The 22590-nt window shown below is 60.2% G+C and carries 17 protein-coding genes, 2 tRNA genes and 1 pseudogene; 13 read left to right on the top strand and 7 right to left on the bottom strand.

The features are described from left to right. Positions 1-38 precede the first annotated feature (38 nt). Together UB23_RS24500 and UB23_RS24495 are read right to left on the bottom strand one after the other, a co-directional pair. Positions 39-1604: an ABC transporter permease gene (locus tag UB23_RS24500; protein WP_045061831.1), complete on the bottom strand. Its 1566-nt coding sequence runs from the start codon at positions 1602-1604 to the stop codon at positions 39-41. Continuing rightward, positions 1604-2614 (bottom strand): extracellular solute-binding protein, encoded by a 1011-nt coding sequence (locus tag UB23_RS24495; RefSeq protein WP_045061830.1) that lies wholly within the window; start codon positions 2612-2614, stop codon positions 1604-1606. The genes UB23_RS24500 and UB23_RS24495 overlap by 1 nt, the downstream gene beginning before the upstream one ends. Before the next feature lie 23 nt (positions 2615-2637). Between UB23_RS24495 and UB23_RS29610 the strand changes: the two genes are divergently transcribed. Further along, positions 2638-2907, top strand: a complete 270-nt coding sequence (locus tag UB23_RS29610; RefSeq protein ID WP_152644322.1) for a hypothetical protein — start codon at positions 2638-2640, stop codon at positions 2905-2907. A gap of 29 nt (positions 2908-2936) precedes the next feature. On the opposite strand, the gene UB23_RS24490 is transcribed toward UB23_RS29610, so the two are convergent. Both UB23_RS24490 and UB23_RS24485 read right to left on the bottom strand, forming a co-directional pair. Next, positions 2937-3023, bottom strand: a tRNA-Leu gene (locus UB23_RS24490). 166 nt (positions 3024-3189) lie between these two features. After that, positions 3190-3276, bottom strand: a tRNA-Leu gene (locus UB23_RS24485). A 223-nt stretch (positions 3277-3499) separates the two neighbouring features. Here UB23_RS24485 and rnr point away from each other — a divergent pair. From rnr to UB23_RS24430, 11 genes are all read left to right on the top strand, one after another. Next, positions 3500-6130, top strand: a complete 2631-nt coding sequence (rnr, locus tag UB23_RS24480) for a ribonuclease R (RefSeq protein ID WP_045061829.1) — start codon at positions 3500-3502, stop codon at positions 6128-6130. After that, entirely contained in the window at positions 6127-6894 is a 768-nt protein-coding gene (gene rlmB, locus UB23_RS24475; RefSeq protein WP_045061828.1) for a 23S rRNA (guanosine(2251)-2'-O)-methyltransferase RlmB, read from the top strand. Before rnr ends, rlmB begins: the two co-directional genes overlap by 4 nt. A gap of 296 nt (positions 6895-7190) precedes the next feature. Then, on the top strand, positions 7191-7613 hold the full coding sequence (gene rpsF / locus UB23_RS24470; protein WP_003217491.1) for a 30S ribosomal protein S6: 423 nt from the start codon (positions 7191-7193) through the stop codon (positions 7611-7613). 28 nt (positions 7614-7641) lie between these two features. Further along, on the top strand, positions 7642-7872 hold the full coding sequence (gene rpsR, locus UB23_RS24465) for a 30S ribosomal protein S18 (RefSeq protein WP_002551829.1): 231 nt from the start codon (positions 7642-7644) through the stop codon (positions 7870-7872). Positions 7873-7908: 36 nt separating this feature from the next. Beyond that, positions 7909-8802 (top strand): hypothetical protein, encoded by an 894-nt coding sequence (locus UB23_RS24460; RefSeq protein ID WP_045061827.1) that lies wholly within the window; start codon positions 7909-7911, stop codon positions 8800-8802. Between the two features lie 19 nt (positions 8803-8821). Continuing rightward, a complete protein-coding gene (rplI, locus tag UB23_RS24455) occupies positions 8822-9268 on the top strand; it encodes a 50S ribosomal protein L9 (RefSeq protein WP_008035347.1) in 447 nt (148 codons plus the stop codon). Positions 9269-9389: 121 nt separating this feature from the next. After that, positions 9390-10784 (top strand): replicative DNA helicase, encoded by a 1395-nt coding sequence (dnaB, locus tag UB23_RS24450; RefSeq protein WP_045061826.1) that lies wholly within the window; start codon positions 9390-9392, stop codon positions 10782-10784. A 184-nt stretch (positions 10785-10968) separates the two neighbouring features. Next, on the top strand, positions 10969-13272 hold the full coding sequence (locus UB23_RS24445; protein ID WP_045061825.1) for a YgiQ family radical SAM protein: 2304 nt from the start codon (positions 10969-10971) through the stop codon (positions 13270-13272). Positions 13273-13569: 297 nt separating this feature from the next. After that, positions 13570-16845: a transglutaminase family protein gene (locus UB23_RS24440; protein ID WP_045061824.1), complete on the top strand. Its 3276-nt coding sequence runs from the start codon at positions 13570-13572 to the stop codon at positions 16843-16845. 88 nt (positions 16846-16933) lie between these two features. After that, positions 16934-19420 (top strand): circularly permuted type 2 ATP-grasp protein, encoded by a 2487-nt coding sequence (locus UB23_RS24435; RefSeq protein ID WP_045061823.1) that lies wholly within the window; start codon positions 16934-16936, stop codon positions 19418-19420. Beyond that, complete coding sequence (locus UB23_RS24430) at positions 19420-20310, top strand: transglutaminase family protein (protein ID WP_045061822.1); 891 nt, start codon at positions 19420-19422, stop codon at positions 20308-20310. Before UB23_RS24435 ends, UB23_RS24430 begins: the two co-directional genes overlap by 1 nt. Before the next feature lie 183 nt (positions 20311-20493). Here the strand turns inward: UB23_RS24430 and UB23_RS24425 are convergent, their stop codons facing one another. Both UB23_RS24425 and UB23_RS24420 read right to left on the bottom strand, forming a co-directional pair. Next, entirely contained in the window at positions 20494-20682 is a 189-nt protein-coding gene (locus tag UB23_RS24425) for a hypothetical protein (RefSeq protein WP_045061821.1), read from the bottom strand. A gap of 68 nt (positions 20683-20750) precedes the next feature. After that, on the bottom strand, positions 20751-21338 hold the full coding sequence (locus tag UB23_RS24420; protein WP_045061820.1) for a TIGR00730 family Rossman fold protein: 588 nt from the start codon (positions 21336-21338) through the stop codon (positions 20751-20753). 341 nt (positions 21339-21679) lie between these two features. On the opposite strand from UB23_RS24420, the gene azu reads away from it, so the two are divergent. Continuing rightward, positions 21680-22126 (top strand): azurin, encoded by a 447-nt coding sequence (gene azu / locus UB23_RS24415; RefSeq protein WP_045061819.1) that lies wholly within the window; start codon positions 21680-21682, stop codon positions 22124-22126. 188 nt (positions 22127-22314) lie between these two features. Here the strand turns inward: azu and nadE are convergent. Then, positions 22315-22418: pseudogene (gene nadE / locus UB23_RS29975) on the bottom strand (ammonia-dependent NAD(+) synthetase); the annotation flags it as partial. Positions 22419-22590 lie beyond the last annotated feature (172 nt).

Raw genomic sequence — 22590 nt, 5'->3', positions numbered from 1 at the left:
GGTCTGACGCTATCGCGGCCATGCCCGCGATAGCGGTCTCAGCGGCTGAGATACATCCGGGTAGTTAACAAATACACCGGCAACCCCGACACCAGAATCAACAGCGCCGCATAAGGCGCTGCCGCCGCGAATTCCACATTCGCGGTATGCGCCCACACCTCAGTCGCCAGCGTATTGAGCCCGGTCGGGCTCAGCAGCAGCGTGGCCGTCAGCTCCTTCATCGCGTCAAGGAACACCAGGGCGAACGCCGCCCCCAGCGCCGGGAAAATGATCGGCAGCGTCACCCGGCAAAACGCGCTGAAGGACGACGCTCCCAGCGTGCGAGCCGCCTCTTCCAGCTGCGGCGCAGCCTTGTTCAATGCCGTGCGGATCGGTGCCTGGGCCAGCGGTAGAAACAGCAGCGCATAAGCGATCAGCAGCAATGCCGAAGTCTGGTATAGCACCGGTACGTAGTGCAGGGCGAAATACACCAGCGTCAGTGCGATCACCAGGCCTGGCAACGCATGCAGCAGGTAGGGCAGGCGCTCGGCCCAGATCGCCAGCCGGCCCTTGTAGCGCACCACCAGCAAGCCCACCGGCACTGCCAGCACCAGACACAGCGCCGCGCCGCCCAGCGAAAGAGCAAGCGACGACAGCAGCGCCTCGCTGATCGCTGCTACGGGAAAGGCCGCCGACGAACCCACCGCCAGCCAGTACGCCAGCATCCCCAAAGGAATGCCGCTGCCGATGATTGCCAGCATCAGGCAGTACGCCTGTCCCGCGACAGCCCACGGCCCCAGGCGAACCTGTGCAGCCTGTCGCGCCGCGCCCTGGCCGGTGCGCACGTGTCGACCCTTGCCGCGCACTTTAAGCTCGAGCCAGAGCAGTATCAGGCACAGCGCCAACAGTACCGCCGAAAGCATTGCCGCGTTGGCGTTGCTGAATTCCAGCTCGAACTGCTGGTAGATCGCTGTAGTGAAAGTCTGCAGGCCAATGATCGACAGGGCGCCGAATTCCACCAGCATGTGCAGGGCAATCAGCAGGGAACCTGCGAGCAAGGACGGCCATAGCAGCGGCAGCGTGACCCGGAAAAACACGCCCCAGCGATTCTGCCCGAGGGTGCGGGCGGACTCTTCCAGTGACGGGTCCAGATTGCGCAAGGTGGCAGCGACGGGCAGGAAGATCAGCGGGTACTTGGACAGGGTCATCACCAGAATCGCCCCGCCCAGGCCTTCAAAGCTTGCGCTCAGAGACACCCAGGTGAAGCTGCTGACAAACGCGGGTACCGCGAATGGCAGGCATAGAATCACCCCCCATAGTCGCCGCCCTGGCAGGTTGCTGCGTTCCAGCAGCCAAGCCAGCGACAGCCCGATCACCCCACAGGCGACCGTCACGCCGATCATCAGTGCCAGGGTATTGCGCAGCAGGCCGAACACATACGGCCGCCAGAGCAAATGCAGCGCCTCGGCCCAGCCGGCCTGCCAGGTTTTGAGGCCGACATACACCAGCGGTAGAAGGCTGAGCACAACCAGCAGCAAAACCGGCAGTAACAGCCAGATAGAAGGCCCCTTGCGCCTTGGCACATAACCCCCGCGCGAGGCGGGGGCGGATAACGATGCGCTCATCAGTTCAAGCCAACGTCACGTTCCAGGTCCAGTGCTTCATCGGCATTGCCGAGGTCGGCGGGGGTGACTTTCGGTGCTTCCAGCTCGCTGAACGGCTTGAGGCCTCGGTCCGATTGCATGCCTTTGTGCAGCGGGTACTCGGCGGTGGTTTGGGTGATCACGCGCTGGCCTTCCTCGCTCGCCATGTAGGCCAGCAACTGCTGGGCTTCCTTGGGATGCTTGCTGGACTTGAGCACGGCTGCGCTGGAAACGGTGATCAGCCCGCCGACGTCACCGCCGGTGAAGTAATGCAGTTTGGAGTCCAGCTGGCCTTTTTCCCGCTGCAGGGCAAACCAGTAGTAGTTGTTCACCAGCACGGTAGCGACTTCGCCGTTTTCAACAGCCTTGAGGGCGACCATGTTGTTGCTGTAAGTCTTGCCGAATGCGCGCAGGCCGGTCAGCCATTCTTCGGCGGCGTCCATACCGTGCACCTTGATGATGGCGACTGCCTGTTCCTGGAATGCGCCGCTGGTGGGCACGAAGCCGACTTTGCTTTGCCATTTCGGGTCGGAGAACTCCATCACCGATTTCGGCAGGTCTTTTTCGTCGATCAGCTTGGGGTTGTAGGCGACGACACGAACCCGGGCGGTGATGCCGATCCAGGTGCCGTCTGCGGCAACATAGTCCTTGGGCAGCACGGCGAGGGTGGTCGCATCGGTAGGCGCGAGCACGCCCTGTTGCCCGAGTTTGTTCAGCGGGGGCGATTCTTCGGTATAGATCACGTCGGCAGGGGAGCGCTCGCCCTCTTCTACAACCTGGCTGGCCAGCTGGTTGCTGCTGCCCTTGCGCACATTGACGTGAATGCCGGTCTTGGCTTCGAAGGCCTTGGCGACGGCGTCGCCCACTTCCTTGTGTTGACCGTTATAGAGTGTCAGGGAAACTGGATCAGCAGCCTGGGTGAGGGGAGTGGCGATTGCCAGGCCGAGCAGGGTGATGGTCAGGCCGCGGCGCAGGGTATTTCGAAGCATCATTCGCAGGGTTCCTCACTGTCGCATTGCAAAAACTTGAAACAATGATAAACGATATTGTTTCTCAAGTGCGCTTTGCGGGGTGGGAATGCCTGTGCGGGAAAAGGGCGAATGCACGCCAACCCACCGTAGGAGCTGCCGAAGGCTGCGATCTTTTGATCTTCAGCGACTTCAGATCAGTCACCAATCAAGATCAAAAGATCGCAGCCTTCGGCAGCTCCTACAGGGGAATTTATGCCAAATACAGATTTCTGGAAGCCAGAAACGCAAAAACCCGCTTTCGCGGGTTTTTGTGAAATCCAAGGCCGAAACCTTGAATTTGAATTGGTGCCCAGAAGAAGACTCGAACTTCCACGACCTTGCGGTCACCAGCACCTGAAGCTGGCGTGTCTACCAATTTCACCATCTGGGCATAATCTTCAGCGTTGCCGCTGTTGATGTGGCGCACTATACGGAGAGCTTTTTGATCTGTAAACCCCTGATTTAATTTTAATAAATCAAAAGCTTATAATGCAAAAAACCCGCTTTCGCGGGTTTTTGTGCGAGTCTTGAAATTGATCTAATCTCAAGCTCGAAATTGGTGCCCAGAAGAAGACTCGAACTTCCACGACCTTGCGGTCACCAGCACCTGAAGCTGGCGTGTCTACCAATTTCACCATCTGGGCAGTATCGGCAACGTCTCCGTCGTCGATGGCGCGCACTATACGGAGCGTCTTTTTAACTGTAAACCCCTGGCATCAAAAAAACCTGCAAAATGTTACCAGTGGCATTTAAATCGGCGTTGAGGTGTCGATAAAGGGCTTTGGACAGGCTCTCGCAGCCTGAAATTTCCCGTTTCATTACGCCTATGCCAAACTAACCGCATATAGACAAGGTGAAAACTCTCTAATGGCCGATTGGCAGTCCCTCGATCCCGAGGCCGCTCGTGAAGCGGAAAAATATGAAAACCCTATTCCTAGCCGCGAACTGATCCTTCAGCATCTTGCTGATCGGGGTTCGCCTGCTAACCGCGAGCAACTGGTCGAAGAGTTTGGTCTGACCACAGAAGACCAGATCGAAGCCCTGCGCCGCCGCCTGCGCGCCATGGAGCGCGACGCTCAACTCATCTACACCCGTCGTGGCACCTATGCGCCGGTGGACAAGCTCGACTTGATCCTCGGCCGCATCAGTGGTCACCGGGACGGCTTCGGCTTCCTGGTGCCGGATGACGGCAGTGACGACCTGTTCATGAGCCCGGCGCAAATGCGCCTGGTGTTCGACGGTGATCGTGCACTGGCCCGTGTTTCCGGCCTGGATCGTCGTGGTCGCCGCGAAGGCATGATCGTCGAAGTGGTGTCCCGTGCCCACGAGACCATCGTCGGTCGTTACTTCGAAGAGGGTGGTATCGGCTTCGTGGTCGCGGACAACCCGAAAATCCAGCAGGAAGTGCTGGTCACACCGGGCCGTAATGCCAATGCCAGGATCGGTCAGTTCGTTGAAGTGAAGATCACCCACTGGCCGACCCCACGCTTCCAGCCGCAAGGCGATGTGGTCGAGGTCGTGGGCAACTACATGGCGCCGGGCATGGAAATCGACGTCGCCCTGCGTGCGTACGATATCCCGCACGTCTGGCCTGAAGCGGTGTTGAAAGAAGCCGCCAAGCTCAAGCCTGAAGTCGAAGAGAAAGACAAAGAGAAGCGCATCGACCTGCGCCATCTGCCGTTCGTCACCATTGACGGTGAGGATGCGCGCGACTTCGATGATGCCGTTTACTGTGAAGCCAAGCCGGGCAAGCTGCGCCTGTTCTCCGGCGGCTGGAAGTTGTACGTGGCAATTGCCGACGTCTCCAGCTACGTGAAAATCGGATCGGCCCTGGACAACGAATCCCAGGTTCGGGGCAACTCGGTGTACTTCCCCGAGCGCGTGATTCCGATGCTGCCGGAGCAGCTGTCCAACGGCCTGTGCTCGCTGAACCCGCACGTCGATCGCCTGGCCATGGTTTGCGAGATGACCATCTCCAAAACCGGCGAGATGACTGACTACTGCTTCTACGAGGCCGTGATCCACTCCCACGCCCGCCTGACCTACAACAAGGTCAGCGCGATGCTGGAAACGCCGAAACTCACCGAGGCGCGTCAGCTTCGCGGCGAGTACAACGATGTCCTGCCACACCTCAAGCAGCTTTACGCGCTTTACAAAGTGCTGCTGGGCGCGCGTCACGTGCGCGGCGCGATCGATTTCGAAACCCAGGAAACCCGGATTATCTTCGGCACCGAGCGCAAGATTGCCGAAATCCGTCCGACCGTTCGTAACGATGCGCACAAGCTGATCGAGGAGTGCATGCTGGCGGCCAACGTGGCCACCGCAGAGTTCCTCAAGAAGCACGAAATTCCGGCTCTGTATCGCGTTCACAACGGTCCGCCACCGGAACGCCTGGAAAAACTGCGCGCGTTCCTGGGTGAGCTCGGCCTGTCCCTGCACAAAGGCAAGGACGGCCCGTCGCCGAAGGATTACCAGGCGTTGCTGGCCAGCATCAAGGACCGTCCGGATTTCCACCTGATCCAGACCGTCATGCTGCGTTCCCTGAGTCAGGCGGTGTATAGCGCTGATAACCAGGGCCACTTCGGCCTGAATTACGAAGCCTATACCCACTTCACTTCGCCGATCCGCCGCTACCCGGACCTGCTCACGCACCGGGCGATCCGCAGCGTCATCCATTCGAAGCAGGACACCCCGCACGTTCGCCGTGCTGGCGCGATGACCATCCCGAAAGCGCGGATCTATCCGTACGACGAAGCCGCCCTCGAGCAGCTCGGCGAGCAATGCTCGATGAGTGAGCGCCGCGCCGACGAAGCGACCCGCGACGTAGTGAACTGGCTCAAGTGTGAGTTCATGAAAGATCGCGTGGGTGAATCGTTCCCGGGTGTGATCACTGCCGTGACCGGTTTTGGCCTGTTCGTCGAGCTGACCGATATCTACGTCGAAGGCCTGGTGCACGTCACCGCGCTGCCTGGGGATTACTACCACTTCGATCCTGTGCACCACCGCCTCGCCGGTGAGCGCACCGGTCGCAGCTTCCGCCTTGGCGATACCGTTGAAGTGCGCGTGATGCGCGTTGACCTCGACGAGCGCAAGATCGACTTCGAGATGGCTGAAAAAACCATCAGCGCGCCAATCGGCCGCAAGAAGCGCGGAACTGAAAAAACCGAGCCAGCCAGCAAGTCCACGGCTAAAACCGTTGCCGAGCCGGCTGCCGCGAAAACAGGCCGTCGTCCAGCGAAGGAGAAGGCTGTCGAAGCCTATCGTCCGAGCGATGCGGCGGCAAAAAATGCCGAGCTGCGCAAAAGTCGTGAATTGAAGCAGGCATTGCTGTCTGAAGCGAAAAGCGGCGGTAAAGCGGCGTCTGGGGGAAAGACCGGACGGTCGGCGCCTGACAAGGCTCCCGGCAGCAAGCCAAGCAAACACCGTAAAGGCCCGCCAAAAGCGGGCTCGGCCCCAGCCAAAAGCGGCGGGGCGCGTAAACCTAAGGCCAAGTCATGAGTCAGTTGGAAAAAATCTACGGCGTACATGCCGTAGAAGCGCTGCTCCGCCATCACCCGAAACGCGTCAAGCAGATCTGGTTGGCGGAAGGTCGCAGCGACCCGCGCGTGAAAACCCTGATCGAACTCGCTGCCGAGAATCGCGTGGCGGTCGGCAATGCCGAGCGTCGCGAGCTCGACGCCTGGGTTGAGGGCGTACACCAGGGCGTGGTGGCGGATGTGAGTCCGAGCCAGGTCTGGGGTGAGGCGATGCTGGACGAGCTGCTCGATCGCACCGACGGCGCACCACTGCTGCTGGTGCTCGACGGCGTAACCGACCCGCACAACCTTGGCGCCTGCCTGCGTTCGGCCGATGCGGCCGGAGCGCTGGCGGTGATCGTGCCGAAGGACAAGTCAGCCACCTTGACCCCGACAGTGCGCAAGGTCGCCTGTGGCGCAGCGGAAGTGATTCCGTTGGTTGCAGTGACCAACCTTGCGCGCACGCTTGAAAAGCTCAAGCAGCGTGGCTTGTGGGTTGTCGGCACGGCGGGCGAGGCCGAACAGAGCCTGTATCAACAGGACATGACCGGCCCGACTATCCTGATCATGGGTGCAGAAGGCAGCGGCATGCGTCGCCTGACCCGCGACCTGTGCGATTACCTTGTTCACCTGCCGATGGCTGGCAGCGTCAGCAGCCTCAACGTATCCGTGGCAACGGGCGTGTGCCTGTTCGAAGCCCAGCGCCAGCGTAGCGTCAAGGCGGCCGGGACTGGCAAAAAGTCCTGACACTACGCAGGACTTGTAGGAGCTGCCGAGAGAAACGAGGCTGCGATCTTTTGATTTTGGTTTTTAAGATCAAAAGATCGCAGCCTTCGGCAGCTCCTACAGGTGTCCGGCCGGTATCGCGGTGATTGTTCAAATAATCACCAATTACCTTGCACCTCTTCCGCCCCTTCTCTACAATTGCGCCCCTTGCTGTGACGGCAGGCACGCATGTGTCTATCGCAAGCAAGTCCATAAGTGTCATTCACTCCTTGTCTGACCGCTTTTGAGCGGCAGGCTACAACCCGTAAGGAGCATTCATGCGTCATTACGAAATCATCTTTTTGGTCCACCCGGATCAAAGCGAGCAAGTCGGCGGCATGGTTGAGCGTTACACCAAGCTGATCGAAGAAGACGGCGGCAAAATCCACCGTCTGGAAGATTGGGGCCGTCGTCAACTGGCCTACGCAATCAACAATGTTCACAAGGCTCACTACGTGATGCTGAACGTTGAGTGCACTGGCAAGGCCCTGGCCGAGCTGGAAGACAACTTCCGCTACAACGATGCAGTGATCCGTAACCTGGTCATCCGTCGCGAAGAAGCCGTTACCGGCCAATCCGAGATGCTCAAGGCTGAAGAAAACCGCAGTGAGCGCCGTGAGCGTCGCGACCGTCCTGAGCACGAAGGCGCTGAAAGCGCTGATAGTGATGACAGCGACAACAGCGATAACGCTGACGAGTAATCCACGGACCTTTTGAGGAGCCTATTACATGGCACGTTTCTTCCGTCGTCGTAAATTCTGCCGCTTCACCGCTGAAGACGTGAAAGAGATCGATTACAAAGATCTCAACACTCTGAAAGCCTACGTATCCGAGACCGGCAAAATTGTTCCAAGCCGCATCACCGGTACCAAAGCTCGTTATCAGCGTCAGCTGGCCACCGCTATCAAGCGCGCCCGCTTCCTGGCCCTGCTGGCCTACACCGACAGCCACGGCCGCTGAGACCGGGCAGTCGACTCGTAGCAAAGGATTGAATGCATGCGTGCCATAGCTGAGTTCATCATGCGCGGCCGTATGCAGGCCACTCTGGTAGTGGCTGGATGCGCGGCATTGCCGTTGTTGTATTGGTTGGGTGCTGCTGCGGGATGCTTCGTGCTCCTGCGGCGCGGATTGAAGGACGCGACGAGCGTTCTTGCTCTGGGACTGCTGCCGGCCCTGGTCTGGTGGCTTTATGCCGATGACCCTCGCTCACTTCTGGTGTTGCTGGGGTCTTGGAGCCTTGCGTTGGTTTTGCGCGCAAGTGAGTCCTGGAACCGCGTGCTGCTGGTCAGCATAGCGATGGGAGTGGTGTTTTCAGTGGTGCTGGGGATCGCTTTTGGTCCCCAGATCGAGATGCTGGCGCAGGCCTTGATAAAGGTCATGCCGTCGCTACTCGGTGATGTCTACCAGAAGTTGTCGGTAGACGAGCAAGCGCATTTTGCGTCCCTGATTGCACCGGTCCTGACCGGCCTGATTGCGGCCTTGTTGCAAATCGTCAGTGTGCTGAGCCTGATTGTCGGGCGCTACTGGCAGGCGTTGTTGTACAACCCGGGTGGTTTTGGTCGCGAATTTCGCGCCATCCGATTCCCGCTTTTACCAGCGATGTTGCTGCTGGCGTGCATGCTTCTGGGGCCGAACATCGGTCCACAGATGGCCATGCTGACGCCGTTGTGCAGCGTACCGCTGGTGTTTGCCGCACTGTCCCTGATGCATGGGCTGGTAGCGCAGAAGCGATTGGCCAGGTTCTGGCTGGTGGGGTTGTACGTCACGCTGTTGCTGTTCATGCAGCTGATCTATCCGTTGCTGGTGGTCTTGGCCATCGTCGACAGCCTGATTGATTTTCGCGGTCGTCTGGCGCCGAAAGACGCCGATAGCGCGAACGGTGAAGGTTAAAAGTTAAGAGGATTTTCACATGCAACTGATCCTTCTGGAAAAAGTCACCAACCTGGGCAACCTGGGTGACAAAGTGAACGTTAAGGCTGGTTACGGTCGTAACTACCTGCTGCCTTACGGCAAAGCTACCGCTGCGACCCCAGCCAACCTGGCTGCGTTCGAAGAGCGTCGCGCTGAGCTGGAAAAAGCCGCAGCAGACCGTAAAACTTCGGCTGAAAGCCGTGCCGCCCAACTGGCTGAGCTGGAAGTGACTATCACTGCCACCGCTGGTGACGAAGGCAAGCTGTTCGGTTCGATCGGCACCCACGACATCGCTGATGCACTGACCGCCTCTGGCGTTGAAGTTGCAAAAAGCGAAGTTCGTCTGCCGAACGGCACCATCCGCAACGTAGGCGAATTCGACGTAGCCGTGCACCTGCACGCCGAAGTTGAAGCCACCGTACGCGTTGTCGTGGTAGCAGCTTAAGCAGCACTTGTCGGCTGGCACCCTCGGGTGCTTGCCGGTAACATCGGGCACGATCCTGTTCACAGGTCGTGCCCTTTGTCTTTCTGCAGTTCCTGTTTTTCACAAACCTATTCAAGTGGCCATGAACGATATCTCCGCTCCTGAGCAATACGATCTGCAAACCGCTGCCCTGAAGGTGCCGCCGCATTCCATCGAGGCCGAACAGGCTGTGCTCGGTGGTCTGATGCTGGACAACAACGCCTGGGAACGCGTGCTCGATCAAGTTTCGGATGGCGATTTTTATCGGCATGACCACCGCCTGATCTTCCGCGCGATCGCCAAGCTGGCTGACCAGAACTCGCCGATCGACGTCGTGACCCTTGCCGAGCAATTGGACAAGGAAGGTCAGACCTCGCAGGTCGGCGGCCTCGGTTACCTGGGTGAACTGGCGAAGAACACGCCATCCGTCGCCAACATCAAGGCGTATGCGCAGATCGTTCGCGCACGGGCGACCTTGCGTCAACTGATCGGCATTGCTTCTGAAATTGCCGACAGTGCCTTCAACCCGGAAGGCCGCACGGCAGAAGAGATTCTCGACGAAGCCGAACGGCAGATCTTCCAGATCGCCGAGGCCCGGCCAAAAACCGGCGGCCCGGTGAGCGTGAATGACCTGCTAACCAAGGCCATCGACCGCATCGACACCTTGTTCAATACCGACAACGCGATTACCGGCCTGTCCACCGGGTACACCGACCTCGACGGCATGACCAGCGGCCTGCAGCCGTCTGACTTGATCATCGTCGCCGGCCGTCCATCCATGGGTAAAACCACCTTTGCGATGAACCTGGTGGAAAACGCCGTGCTGCGCAGCGACAAGTGCGTGCTGGTGTACTCGCTGGAGATGCCAGGTGAATCGCTGATCATGCGTATGTTGTCGTCTCTGGGGCGTATCGACCAGACCAAGGTCCGTGCCGGTCGCCTCGACGACGATGACTGGCCGCGCCTGACCTCGGCAGTCAACCTGCTCAACGACCGCAAGCTGTTCATCGACGATACGGCCGGTATCAGCCCGTCGGAGATGCGTGCGCGTACCCGGCGCCTGGTGCGTGAGCACGGCGATGTCGCCCTGATCATGATCGACTACCTGCAATTGATGCAGATTCCAGGTTCCGGTGGCGATAACCGGACCAACGAGATTTCCGAGATCTCCCGTTCCCTCAAGGCCCTGGCCAAGGAATTCAATTGCCCGGTGGTGGCTTTGTCCCAGCTCAACCGGTCTTTGGAACAACGTCCGAACAAACGCCCGATCAACTCCGACCTTCGGGAATCCGGAGCGATCGAGCAGGATGCTGACGTCATCATGTTCGTGTATCGGGATGAGGTTTATCACCCGGAGACCGAGCACAAGGGCATCGCCGAGATCATCATCGGCAAGCAGCGAAACGGCCCGATCGGCACGTCGCGCCTGGCGTTTATCGGCAAGTACACCCGCTTCGAAAACCTCGCACCGGGTAGCTACAACTTCGACGACGAATAAGCTGTAGCGCCTGAGAGGGCCTCATCGCGGGCAAGCCCGCTCCCACGAGAATCTCACCGAACCTGTGGGAGCGGGCTTGCCCGCGATGGCGGCGACGCAATTTCCGACCATTATCGTCGGAATTGGTTAAATTTTGTGCTATATTCCGCGCCCGCGATTTTTCATCTCAACACCGGTCATCGTCATGCAAACAGCCAAGCCGTTATTTGACTATCCCAAGTACTGGGCCGAATGTTTCGGCCCAGCGCCATTCCTGCCAATGAGCAGGGAGGAGATGGATCAGCTTGGCTGGGATTCCTGCGACATCATCATCGTCACCGGTGATGCCTACGTTGACCATCCGTCGTTCGGCATGGCAATCATCGGCCGGCTGCTGGAGTCCCAGGGCTTCCGCGTCGGGATCATTGCCCAGCCGAACTGGCAGTCCAAAGACGATTTCATGAAGCTCGGCGAGCCGAACCTGTTCTTCGGCGTCGCGGCCGGCAACATGGATTCGATGATCAACCGCTACACCGCCGACAAGAAAATCCGTTCAGATGACGCCTATACACCGGGCGGCCTGGCGGGCAAACGTCCGGACCGCGCAAGCCTGGTGTACAGCCAGCGCTGCAAGGAAGCCTACAAAAACGTACCGATCGTACTCGGCGGCATCGAAGCCTCTCTGCGCCGCATCGCCCATTACGACTATTGGCAGGACCGGGTACGCAACTCGATCCTGATCGACGCCTGCGCCGACATCCTGCTCTACGGCAACGCCGAGCGTGCGATCGTCGAAGTCGCCCAGCGTCTGTCCTACGGGCACAAGATCGAAGACATCACCGACGTGCGTGGCACTGCGTTCATCCGTCGCGACACCCCGAAGGACTGGTACGAAGTCGACTCCACGCGCATTGACCGTCCGGGCAAGATTGACAAGATCATCAACCCGTACGTGAACACCCAGGACACCCAGGCCTGCGCCATCGAGCAAGAAAAGGGGCCGGTTGAAGATCCAAGTGAAGCCAAGGTCGTGCAGATCCTGGCCAGCCCGCGCATGACCCGTGACAAGACCGTCATCCGCCTGCCATCGGTAGAAAAAGTCCGTGGTGATGCGGTTCTGTACGCCCACGCCAATCGCGTGTTGCACCTGGAAACCAACCCGGGTAACGCCCGTGCCCTGGTACAGAGGCACGGCGAAGTCGACGTCTGGTTCAACCCGCCGCCGATTCCGATGACCACCGAAGAAATGGACTACGTGTTCGGCATGCCCTATGCGCGCATTCCGCACCCGGCCTACGGCAAGGAAAAAATTCCTGCCTACGACATGATCCGCTTCTCGGTGAACATCATGCGTGGCTGCTTCGGCGGCTGTACCTTCTGCTCGATCACCGAGCACGAAGGCCGGATCATCCAGAACCGTTCCGAAGAGTCGATCATTCGCGAAATCGAAGAGATCCGCGACAAGGTGCCAGGGTTCACCGGCGTCATTTCCGACCTCGGCGGCCCGACTGCGAACATGTACCGCATTGCCTGCAAGACGCCGGAAATCGAATCCGCGTGCCGCAAGCCGTCGTGCGTGTTCCCGGGCATCTGCCCGAACCTGAACACCGATCACTCGTCGCTGATCCAGCTGTATCGCAGCGCCCGTGCGCTGCCGGGTGTGAAGAAGATCCTGATCGCTTCCGGCCTGCGCTACGACCTTGCGGTCGAGTCGCCGGAATACGTCAAGGAACTGGTGACCCACCACGTTGGTGGTTACCTGAAGATCGCCCCGGAACATACCGAGGAAGGTCCGCTCAACCAGATGATGAAGCCGGGCATTGGCAGCTATGACAAGTTCAAGCGCATGTTCGAGAAGTACTCCAAGGAAGCCGGGAAAGAGCAGTACCTGATTCCGTACTTCATCGCTGCCCACCCGGGCACCACCGATGAAGACATGATGAACCTGGCTCTGTGGCTCAAGGGCAATGGCTTCCGGGCCGACCAGGTGCAGGCGTTCTACCCGTCGCCGATGGCCACCGCCACCGCGATGTACCACTCGGGCAAGAACCCGCTGCGCAAGGTCACCTACAAAAGCGACGCCGTGACCATCGTCAAAAGCGAAGAGCAGCGTCGCCTGCACAAGGCGTTCTTGCGTTATCACGACCCGAAGGGCTGGCCGATGCTGCGTGAAGCGCTGACCCGCATGGGCCGCGCCGACCTGATCGGCCCGGGCAAGAACCAGTTGATCCCGCTACATCAGCCGGCCACCGACAGTTACCAGAGCGCTCGTCGCAAGAACTCGACGCCGGCGGGTAGCCATAAAGTGGCGGGGGAGAAGACCACCAAGATTCTTACCCAGCACACTGGCCTGCCACCGCGTGCCAGCGATGGCGCCAACCCGTGGGACAAGCGTGAACAGGCTAAGGCTGCGGCGTTTGCCCGCAATCAGCAAGCGGCCAAGGAGCGCAAGGACGCGGCCAAAGGCAAAGGCCCCAAGCCCGCGCGCAAGCCGGTTGTGCCGCGCTAAACGCTTAAAGCAGCTAACAGAACGCCAACCTTCGGGTTGGCGTTTTGCGTTTGAAGATCAAAGATCGCAGCCTTCGGCAGCTCCTACAGTTGGAATGCGTACCCCTGTAGGAGCTGCCGAAGGCTGCGATCTTTTGATCTTCGCCACATTTGCGTGCAATCACTCCCAACCAAATTCCCGCATTGCCCGATTTTGGTGCTGTACTGCCCTAAGCAAATCTGTGAAAGCGCCAGCGCTGCTGGATGGCATAAGTCTTGCGCGCTTTCGAATACGCTTAAGGCTCGCAGGAGGCACGCCGTGTCGATACATGTCGCATTGCATCACGTCACGCATTACCGCTACGACCGCGCCGTCGAACTCGGACCGCAGATTGTGCGGCTGCGCCCGGCCGCCCACAGTCGCACGCGGATCTTGTCCTATGCGCTGAAAGTCTCGCCCGAGCAGCACTTCATCAACTGGCAGCAGGACCCCCAGGGCAATTACCTGGCGCGGTTGGTGTTTCCGGAAAAAACCGAAGAGCTGCGCATCGAAGTCGATCTGCTGGCGGAAATGGCCGTCTTCAATCCCTTCGACTTTTTCCTCGAGCCCTATGCCGAGAAAATCCCGTTCACCTACGCAGCCGACGAGCGCAAGGAACTGGCGCCGTACCTGGAAACCCTGCCGCTCACACCGAAGTTCAGGGCCTACCTCGACGGCATCGACCGCACACCCTTGCCCAGCGTCGACTTCCTGGTCGGCCTCAACCAGCGCTTGAGCGAAGACATTGGCTACCTGATTCGCATGGAGCCGGGTGTGCAGACCCCCGAGCACACGCTCGAACACGCGAGCGGTTCCTGCCGCGACTCCGCCTGGCTGTTGGTGCAGCTGTTGCGCAACCTTGGCCTGGCGGCGCGTTTCGTGTCCGGGTATCTGATCCAGCTGACCGCCGATGTGAAAAGTCTCGATGGTCCTTCCGGCACAGAGGTGGATTTCACCGACCTGCATGCCTGGTGTGAAGTCTATTTGCCGGGTGCCGGCTGGATCGGCCTGGACGCCACCTCCGGGCTGTTTGCCGGCGAAGGCCACATTCCGTTGGCCTGCAGTCCCGATCCGGGCTCTGCGGCCCCGATCAGCGGCCTGGTGGAACCCTGCGAATGCGAATTTACCCATGAGATGTCCGTTGAGCGCATCTGGGAAGCGCCTCGCGTCACCCGGCCCTACACCGAAGACCAATGGCTGGCAATTCAGGCCCTGGGTCGCCAGATCGATGCAGACCTGCTGGAAAGTGACGTACGCCTGACCATGGGCGGCGAGCCGACCTTTGTCTCCATCGACGACCCGGACGGCGCGGAGTGGAACACCGCGGCGCTCGGTCCGGAAAAGCGGCGCCTGTCGGCTGAACTGTTCGAGCGCATGCGCAAGCACTACGCACCCAATGGCCTTGTGCATTTTGGCCAGGGCAAGTGGTACCCCGGTGAGCAACTGCCGCGCTGGTCGTTGAACTGTTACTGGCGTCGCGACGGCGTGCCGATCTGGAGCAACGGCGCGTTGATTGCCGACGAGCAGGAGGACTACGGCGCTGACGGCGAACTGGCCGGGCGTTTCCTGGCAAGCGTGGCTGAACGTCTGAAAATTCCGACGCGCTTTGTGTTTCCTGCCTACGAAGACAATTTCTATTACCTCTGGCGTGAAGGCACGTTGCCCCAGAACGTCAGCGCCGAAGATTCGCGCCTGGAAGAGCCCTTGGAGCGGGCGCGCCTGCGCAAGGTCTTCAGCCAGGGCCTGGATAAGGTCATCGGACAGGTTCTTCCCCTGGCACGTACTGCCAAGGGTGACCAGTGGCAAAGCGGTCGCTGGTACCTGCGCGATGAGCATTGCCGGCTGGTACCCGGTGACTCACCCCTGGGGTACCGCTTGCCGCTGGGCTCGCAACCCTGGGTCAAGGCTGCAGAGTATCCATTTATCCATCCCCGGGATCCGAACCAGGATTTCCCGCCGCTGCCCGACTCGGCTCAGTTGCAAAGCCAGGACCGACCGCCAGTGGTCGAGGAGCGCGCGCCGAAGATCGACGAATCCGCCGCCTGGCTGACCCGCACCGCCTTCTGTGCCGAAGCGCGTGAGGGTCGCCTGTATCTGTTCATGCCGCCTCTGGAACGGGCCGAGGACTATCTGGAACTGGTCGCCGCCATCGAGGCCACTGCAGAGGAGTTGCATTGCCCGGTGTTGCTGGAAGGCTACGAGCCGCCGAGCGATCCGCGCCTGAGCAACTTTCGCATCACGCCTGATCCGGGTGTGATCGAAGTCAACGTCCAGCCTTCTGCCACCTGGGACGAACTGGTCGAACGAACCGAGTTTCTTTACGAACAGGCGCGCCAGACTCGCCTGACCACCGAAAAATTCATGATCGATGGCCGCCACACCGGAACCGGCGGCGGCAACCATTTTGTCCTGGGTGGTGCGACGCCGGCCGACTCGCCATTCCTGCGGCGTCCGGACCTGCTGCGCAGCCTGATCAGCTATTGGCATAACCATCCTTCCCTGTCCTACCTGTTCTCGGGACTGTTCATCGGCCCCACGTCGCAAGCGCCGCGAGTCGATGAGGCGCGCAACGATGCGTTGTATGAACTGGAGATCGCCTTTGCGCAGATGCCCGAGCCTGGCGAAGAGTGTGCGCCGTGGCTGGTGGACCGGTTACTGCGAAACCTGCTGATCGACGTGACGGGCAACACGCACCGTGCCGAGTTCTGCGTCGACAAGCTGTATTCCCCGGATGGCGCAACCGGCCGCCTGGGCTTGCTGGAGCTGCGCGCCTTTGAAATGCCACCCCATGCGCGCATGAGCCTGACCCAACAGCTGCTGCTGCGGGCGCTGGTCGCACGATTCTGGCGTGAACCCTATGCGCCGCCGAAACTGGCGCGCTGGGGCACCGAACTGCACGACCGTTTCCTGTTGCCGCACTTCATCGAACAGGATTTTGCCGACGTTATCGTCGACCTGAATTCGGCCGGTTATCCCGTGCGTGCCGAGTGGTTCGCCGCACACCTGGAATTTCGCTTTCCCAAAGTGGGCGACTACGCGGTCAGCGGTATCGAACTGGAGGTGCGTCAGGCGCTGGAACCCTGGCATGTGCTGGGCGAGGAGGGCGTGCCTGGTGGCACCGTGCGCTATGTCGACTCATCCCTGGAGCGCCTGCAGGTCAAGCTCAGCGGCTTGCCGCCACAGCGCTACCTGCTGACCTGCAATGGCGTTGCCGTGCCCCTGCAACCGACCGGACGAGTCGGCGAGTTTGTCGCCGGCGTGCGTTTTCGCGCCTGGCAACCGGCCAACTGCCTGCAGCCAACCATCCCGGTTCACGCGCCATTGGTGTTCGACTTGCTCGACACCTGGATGCAACGCTCACTGGGCGGTTGCCAGTACCACGTGGCTCATCCGGGAGGACGCAACTACGACAGCTTGCCGGTGAACGCGAACGAAGCCGAGAGCCGGCGCATGGCGCGGTTCTTCCGTATCGGCCACAGCCCCGGAAAACTGCCGGTGCCCCTTCTGGATATCAACGACGAGCTGCCAATGACGCTCGATTTACGACGTTTTTGAACCGTACGCGACGCCCGGGTTTTTCGTCTATCCGGGTGTCATGAGCGTGCGTTAGTCTGACCGTTCCTTGCTGTCTGCCGAGCTTTCCATGCCTGACCTGCTTGACCGCTACCCGCCGACGGCGGGCAATTACCACGAACTGCTCGACGACAGCGGAGCCGTGCGCGCGCATTGGCGTCGGTTGTTCGACCAATTGCAGCGCAGCACCCCTGCGCAATTGATGCAGCGTCAGGCCCTGTTGACCCGGCAGATCCACGAAAACGGTGTGACCTACAACGTCTACGCCGACCCCAAAGGCGCGGATCGGCCGTGGGAACTGGACTTGCTGCCGCATGTAATCGCCGTCGATGAGTGGCAGCAATTGTCGGCCGGCATCGCCCAGCGCGCGCGCCTGCTCAATGCCGTGCTGGCAGACCTGTATGGCCCGCAACGCTTGATTGCCGAGGGGCTGTTGCCGGCCGAGCTGGTGTTCGGCCACAACAATTTCCTCTGGCCCTGCCAGGGCATCAAGCCGCCTGACGGGGCTTTTTTGCACCTGTATGCCGTCGATCTGGCGCGTACGCCGGATGGTCGCTGGTGGGTAACGGCGGACCGCACCCAGGCACCTTCTGGCGCGGGTTATGCGCTGGAGAACCGCACCATCGTGTCGCGCGCGTTCCCGGAGTTGTACCGTGACCTGAAGGTGCAGCACCTGGCCGGTTTCTTCCGCACGCTGCAGGAGACCCTGGCGCGCCAGGCGCCGAGCGACGCCGAGGCGCCGCTGATCGTGTTGCTGACGCCCGGCCGTTTTAATGAAAGCTATTTCGAGCATCTCTACCTGGCGCGGCAACTCGGCTATCCGCTGGTGGAAGGTGGTGACCTCACGGTGCGCGATGCCACGGTCTACCTGAAGACACTGAGCGGTTTGCGCCGCGTGCACGCGATCATGCGCCGGCTGGATGATGACTTCTGCGACCCGCTCGAATTGCGCACCGATTCAGCCCTTGGCGTGCCAGGATTGCTCGAGGCGGTGCGGCAGGGCCGGGTGCTGGTGGCCAATGCGCTCGGCAGCGGCGTGCTGGAGTCGCCGGGCCTGCTCGGCTTTCTGCCGCGGATCAGTCAGTTCCTGTTTGGTGAGGAGCTGATACTGCCGTCCATCGCCACCTGGTGGTGCGGCGAGGCGCCGGTGCTGGCGCAGGCACTGGAGAAGCTGCCCGAACTACTGATCAAGCCGGCCTTTCCATCCCAGAGTTTTACCCCGGTGTTTGGCCGCGACCTGAGTGAAAAACAGCGCGAAGAGCTTGCCGAGCGCATGCAGGCGCGCCCTTACGCTTATGTGGCGCAAGAACTTGCGCAGTTATCCCAGGCCCCGGTGTGGCAGGCTGAAGACGGCCAGTTGCAACCTCGTGCCATCGGCATGCGCATGTATGCGGTCGCCAGCAATGAGGGTTATCGCGTTTTACCTGGCGGTTTGACCCGGGTCGCCGCCGACGCGGACGCCGAAGTGGTGTCGATGCAACGGGGCGGCGCCAGCAAGGACACCTGGGTGCTGGGCGATCGTCCACCCACCGGCGAACAATGGAAAACCCGACGCACGATAGGCGTGCATGACCTGGTTCGTCGCGACCCCTACCTGCCGTCGCGGGTGGTGGAAAACCTGTTCTGGTTCGGTCGCTATTGCGAACGCTGTGATGACAGCGCCCGGTTGCTGCGCATCATGCTCGCTCGTTATGTCGATGGCGACGATCCGCAAGCGCTGCAAGCCGCAGTCGATCTTGGAGAACGCCTGATGCTGTTGCCCGATGAGGGCGAACTGCAGGAACGCCTGCTTGCCGCGCTGCTCGGGGATGACTGGTCGTTCAGCCTGCGCTCCAACCTGCAGCGATTGCAGTGGGCAGCCTCGCAGGTGCGCGGCAAGCTCTCGCGGGAAAACTGGCAGGCCCTGGTGGAACTGCAACGCGAAGCCATGGAACTGGAAACCGCCGAGCCTGACTTCGGTGAGCTGCTGGACTTTCTCAACCGACTGGTGATGTCCCTGGCCGCGCTGTCGGGTTTTGCCCTGGACGACATGACCCGCGATGAGGGATGGCGCTTTCTGATGATCGGTCGGCGCATCGAACGGCTGCAATTTCTCAGCGCCAGCCTTGCCGCCTTCCTGCGCGGCGCCGGTCCTTTTGATCAGGCGGGCCTGGAATGGCTGCTGGAACTGGGCAACAGCAGCATCACTTATCGCTCGCGGTATCTGGCGGTGGCGCAACTGCTCCCGGTGCTGGACCTGTTGCTCCTCGACGAGCAGAACCCCCATGCCGTGCTGTTCCAGTTGAAGCTGGTCAATCGTACCCTCAAGCGACTGAATGACGATTTCGGTGCGCCACGTGAGACCGGTTTACCGCAACTGGTCGAGCGCCTGGCCCGGTTCGACCTGGGGTGCCTGCAAAACTCGCTGTTTGGCGAAGCCAGCGTACGCGCCGCCGTCGAAGGCCTGGCCGATCTGCTGCAGGAAATCGCCGAAGCCAGCGGCCAGGCCTCCGATCGCCTGGCTCTGCGGCATTTCGCCCATGTCGATGATGTCAGCCAGCGTACGGTGTCCGTCTGATGAGCGCCCATTACCAGATTTTTCACGACACCCACTATCACTACGACAGCCCGGTGTCGCTCGCCCAGCAGCTGGCGCACCTGTGGCCACGGCCTTGCGCCTGGCAGCATTGCACGGATCAGCGCTTGCAGATCAGTCCGGATCCCACCTCACGCCGGGATGAACTGGACGTGTTCGGCAATCCGCTGACCCGCCTGGCGTTCGAGCGCCCCCACGACGAATTGCTGGTCAATGCCAGCCTGACCATTGAAGTGACGGCCCGGCCGATGCTGGACTTCAACCGCTCCCCCGCATGGGAAGATACCCGCAGCGCGCTGACCTACAGCAGCCAGCCGCTTTCCCGCGAGATACTGGAAGCCTGCCGTTACCGGTTCGAATCGCCCTATGTGCACTTGAAGCGCAACTTCGTCGAGTTCTCGGAAAGTTGTTTTGCGCCGGGCAGGCCGTTGCTGCTTGGCGTTCAGGCATTGATGGAGAAGATTTTCAGCGAGTTCACCTTCGATGCCGAAGCGACCCAGGTCGCCACTCCTCTGGTGGAGGTCCTGGAGCGGCGGCGAGGGGTTTGCCAGGACTTCGCCCACCTGATGCTCGCGTGCGTGCGCTCCCGAGGCCTGGCAGCGCGTTACATCAGCGGGTACCTGCTGACTCAGCCACCACCCGGCCAGCCACGCCTGATCGGCGCCGACGCCTCGCATGCCTGGGTTTCGGTATTTTGTCCGGTACTGGGTTGGGTCGATTTTGATCCGACCAACAACGTGCAGCCGGCACTGGAGCACATCACCCTGGCCTGGGGCCGGGATTTTTCGGATGTGTCGCCGTTGCGCGGGGTGATTCTGGGCGGGGGCAATCATGACCCCGAAGTTCGGGTCACGGTGATGCCGCTGGATTAACGCGCATCCCCCGGTAGGAGCTGCCGAAGGCTGCGATCTTTTGATCTTGAGCGTCTTCAGAACATTTGAAGAACAAGATCAAAAGATCGCAGCCTTCGGCAGCTCCTACAGGGTCAGCAGCAGTGCTGCCAACCCTGGACACAGATCCGGTGGGCCTGATCAGATCATCCGGCCCTGAGGGTCTCAGGCGTCAGGCGCCTGATCTTTCGGTGCTGCGGTTTCGTCTGTAGCCACTTCACCTTCGGCATCCGGGTTCAGTGCTGCTGCTTCTTCTTCAGCTGTAGCTTTCTTGCGCTGAAGCTTTTCCTCTTTCTTCTGCTCCTTGGCCAAGTCTCTCTGACGTTTGGCGAAGGAATAATTAGGTTTAGCCATGGGCGATCCTCTTGGGTCGAAGGTGAGGTTGAGCGGCGCATATTCTGCCCTGTATCGGGCCCGAGCCGTTAGCTGGGTTTTTGCTCGGCCCATTTTGGCGTGACCACCGGGTGCCAGGCATCCAGTGCGTCGAGCAGGGTTTGCGGCGATTCGCTCGTTTGCAGCATGTCACGGTGCGCTTCGCGAACGAAGCCTTCGCCGACGATATGATCAAGAAAACCAGTCAATTTGCTGTAGAAACCGTTCACTTCGAGCAGGCCGAGCGGTTTTGCATGATAGCCGAGCTGGCCCCAGGTCCAGACTTCGAACAGTTCTTCCAGGGTGCCGAGGCCGCCGGGCAGCGCGATGAAAGCATCGCTCAGCTCGGCCATCCGCGCCTTGCGCGCATGCATGCCGTCAACCACTTCCAGGCGAGTCAGGCCGCTGTGGCCGATTTCCTTGTCCTTGAGACTTTGCGGAATGATACCAATGACTTCCCCGCCGGCTGCCAGGGCGGCATCCGCGACTATCCCCATCAAACCCACGGCACCACCGCCGTATACCAGGGTCAGCTTGCGTTCGGCGATGGCGCGCCCAAGGGCGATAGCCGCTTCACGATAAGCCGGGTGGGTGCCAGTGCTGGCACCGCAGAAAACACAAACGGATGCTAATGACATGCTTTGCTCCACGGTCACGATGACCACAGGGTAAAGGCACGGCGTTAGCGATCCAAGGGTTAAAGGTCGCGGGCAGGGGTTTCGTAACTGCCGCTGGCACCACAGGCATACGCGGCAAGCAGGCTGCACAACAGGCTATTGAGGGTCATGACGGATTCCAGGTAGGTGGCGATGGACCGATGATAGGGCCGGGCCAGGCATCTGGCTGGTAGATTGTTTCGATCGGTGTCATAGCCCGAAAGTTGTATACAATTTTTGATTCAGGTCATAGGAACTTGCGCAGTTTTCAGGCAGTCTTCTGTCCATTCGCACTTTTGTTAACCCTGCCTTGGAGATTCACCATGTTTGCCAAACTTGTTGCGGTATCCCTGCTGACACTGGCCAGCAGCCAACTGATGGCTGCCGAGTGCAAGACCACCATCGACTCCACCGACCAGATGACCTTCAACAGCAAGGCCATTGAGATCGACAAGAGCTGCAAAACCTTCACCGTCGAGTTGACCCACTCTGGCAGCTTGCCGAAGAACGTCATGGGTCATAACTGGGTGCTGAGTAAAGAAGCTGACATGCAGCCGATCGCCACCGATGGCCTGGCTGCCGGTATCGACAAGAACTACCTGAAAGACGGCGACACCCGCATCATCGCCCACACCAAGATCATCGGCGCCAAGGAAACCGATTCGGTGACTTTTGATGTGTCGAAGCTGAGTGCGGATGAGAAATACGGTTTCTTCTGCTCGTTCCCGGGCCACATCTCGATGATGAAAGGTACGGTTACACTGAAGTAAGCGAATCAGCTTCAAAAAAAGCGTCCACTGCGGGCGCTTTTTTTGTGCCTGGCCTTTGACCGCGTCAGCGTTCATCGCGGGCAAGCCTTGCTCCCACAGGGTTTGTATCAGGCTCAGCTGATGGCATGGCGCTGAACCTGTGGGAGGAAGCCTTGCCCGCGATGGCGCCGGTACAGGCGCCGCCGCATTCAAGGCGCGAACGGCATCTCGCGCTTGTCATGGGTCTTCCTGTAGGTATTACAAATAATCCTGAACGGTGCTCACGCACCTGCTCGCCATGCAGGAAGGCATCAGTCTTCGTAGGTCGCGCATGGCGATGTGTGTTCGGTTCAACGCGCAGTGCGATTCAGCACAGGTCTACAGTAATACGAACTATTTGGCGGCGAGCACCGATCCCCGCAAAGAAATCGTCTGCTTTGGTAATTTGTACAGAATCAATAGGTTAGTTTGATGTAGGAAAATTC

Origin of the sequence: Pseudomonas sp. ES3-33 (genome assembly GCF_000952175.1) — a bacterium.
GTDB lineage: Bacteria > Pseudomonadota > Gammaproteobacteria > Pseudomonadales > Pseudomonadaceae > Aquipseudomonas > Aquipseudomonas gregormendelii.
The sequence above is the reverse complement of the archived record's forward strand: the minus strand, read 5'-3'. Positions and strand labels throughout refer to the sequence as shown.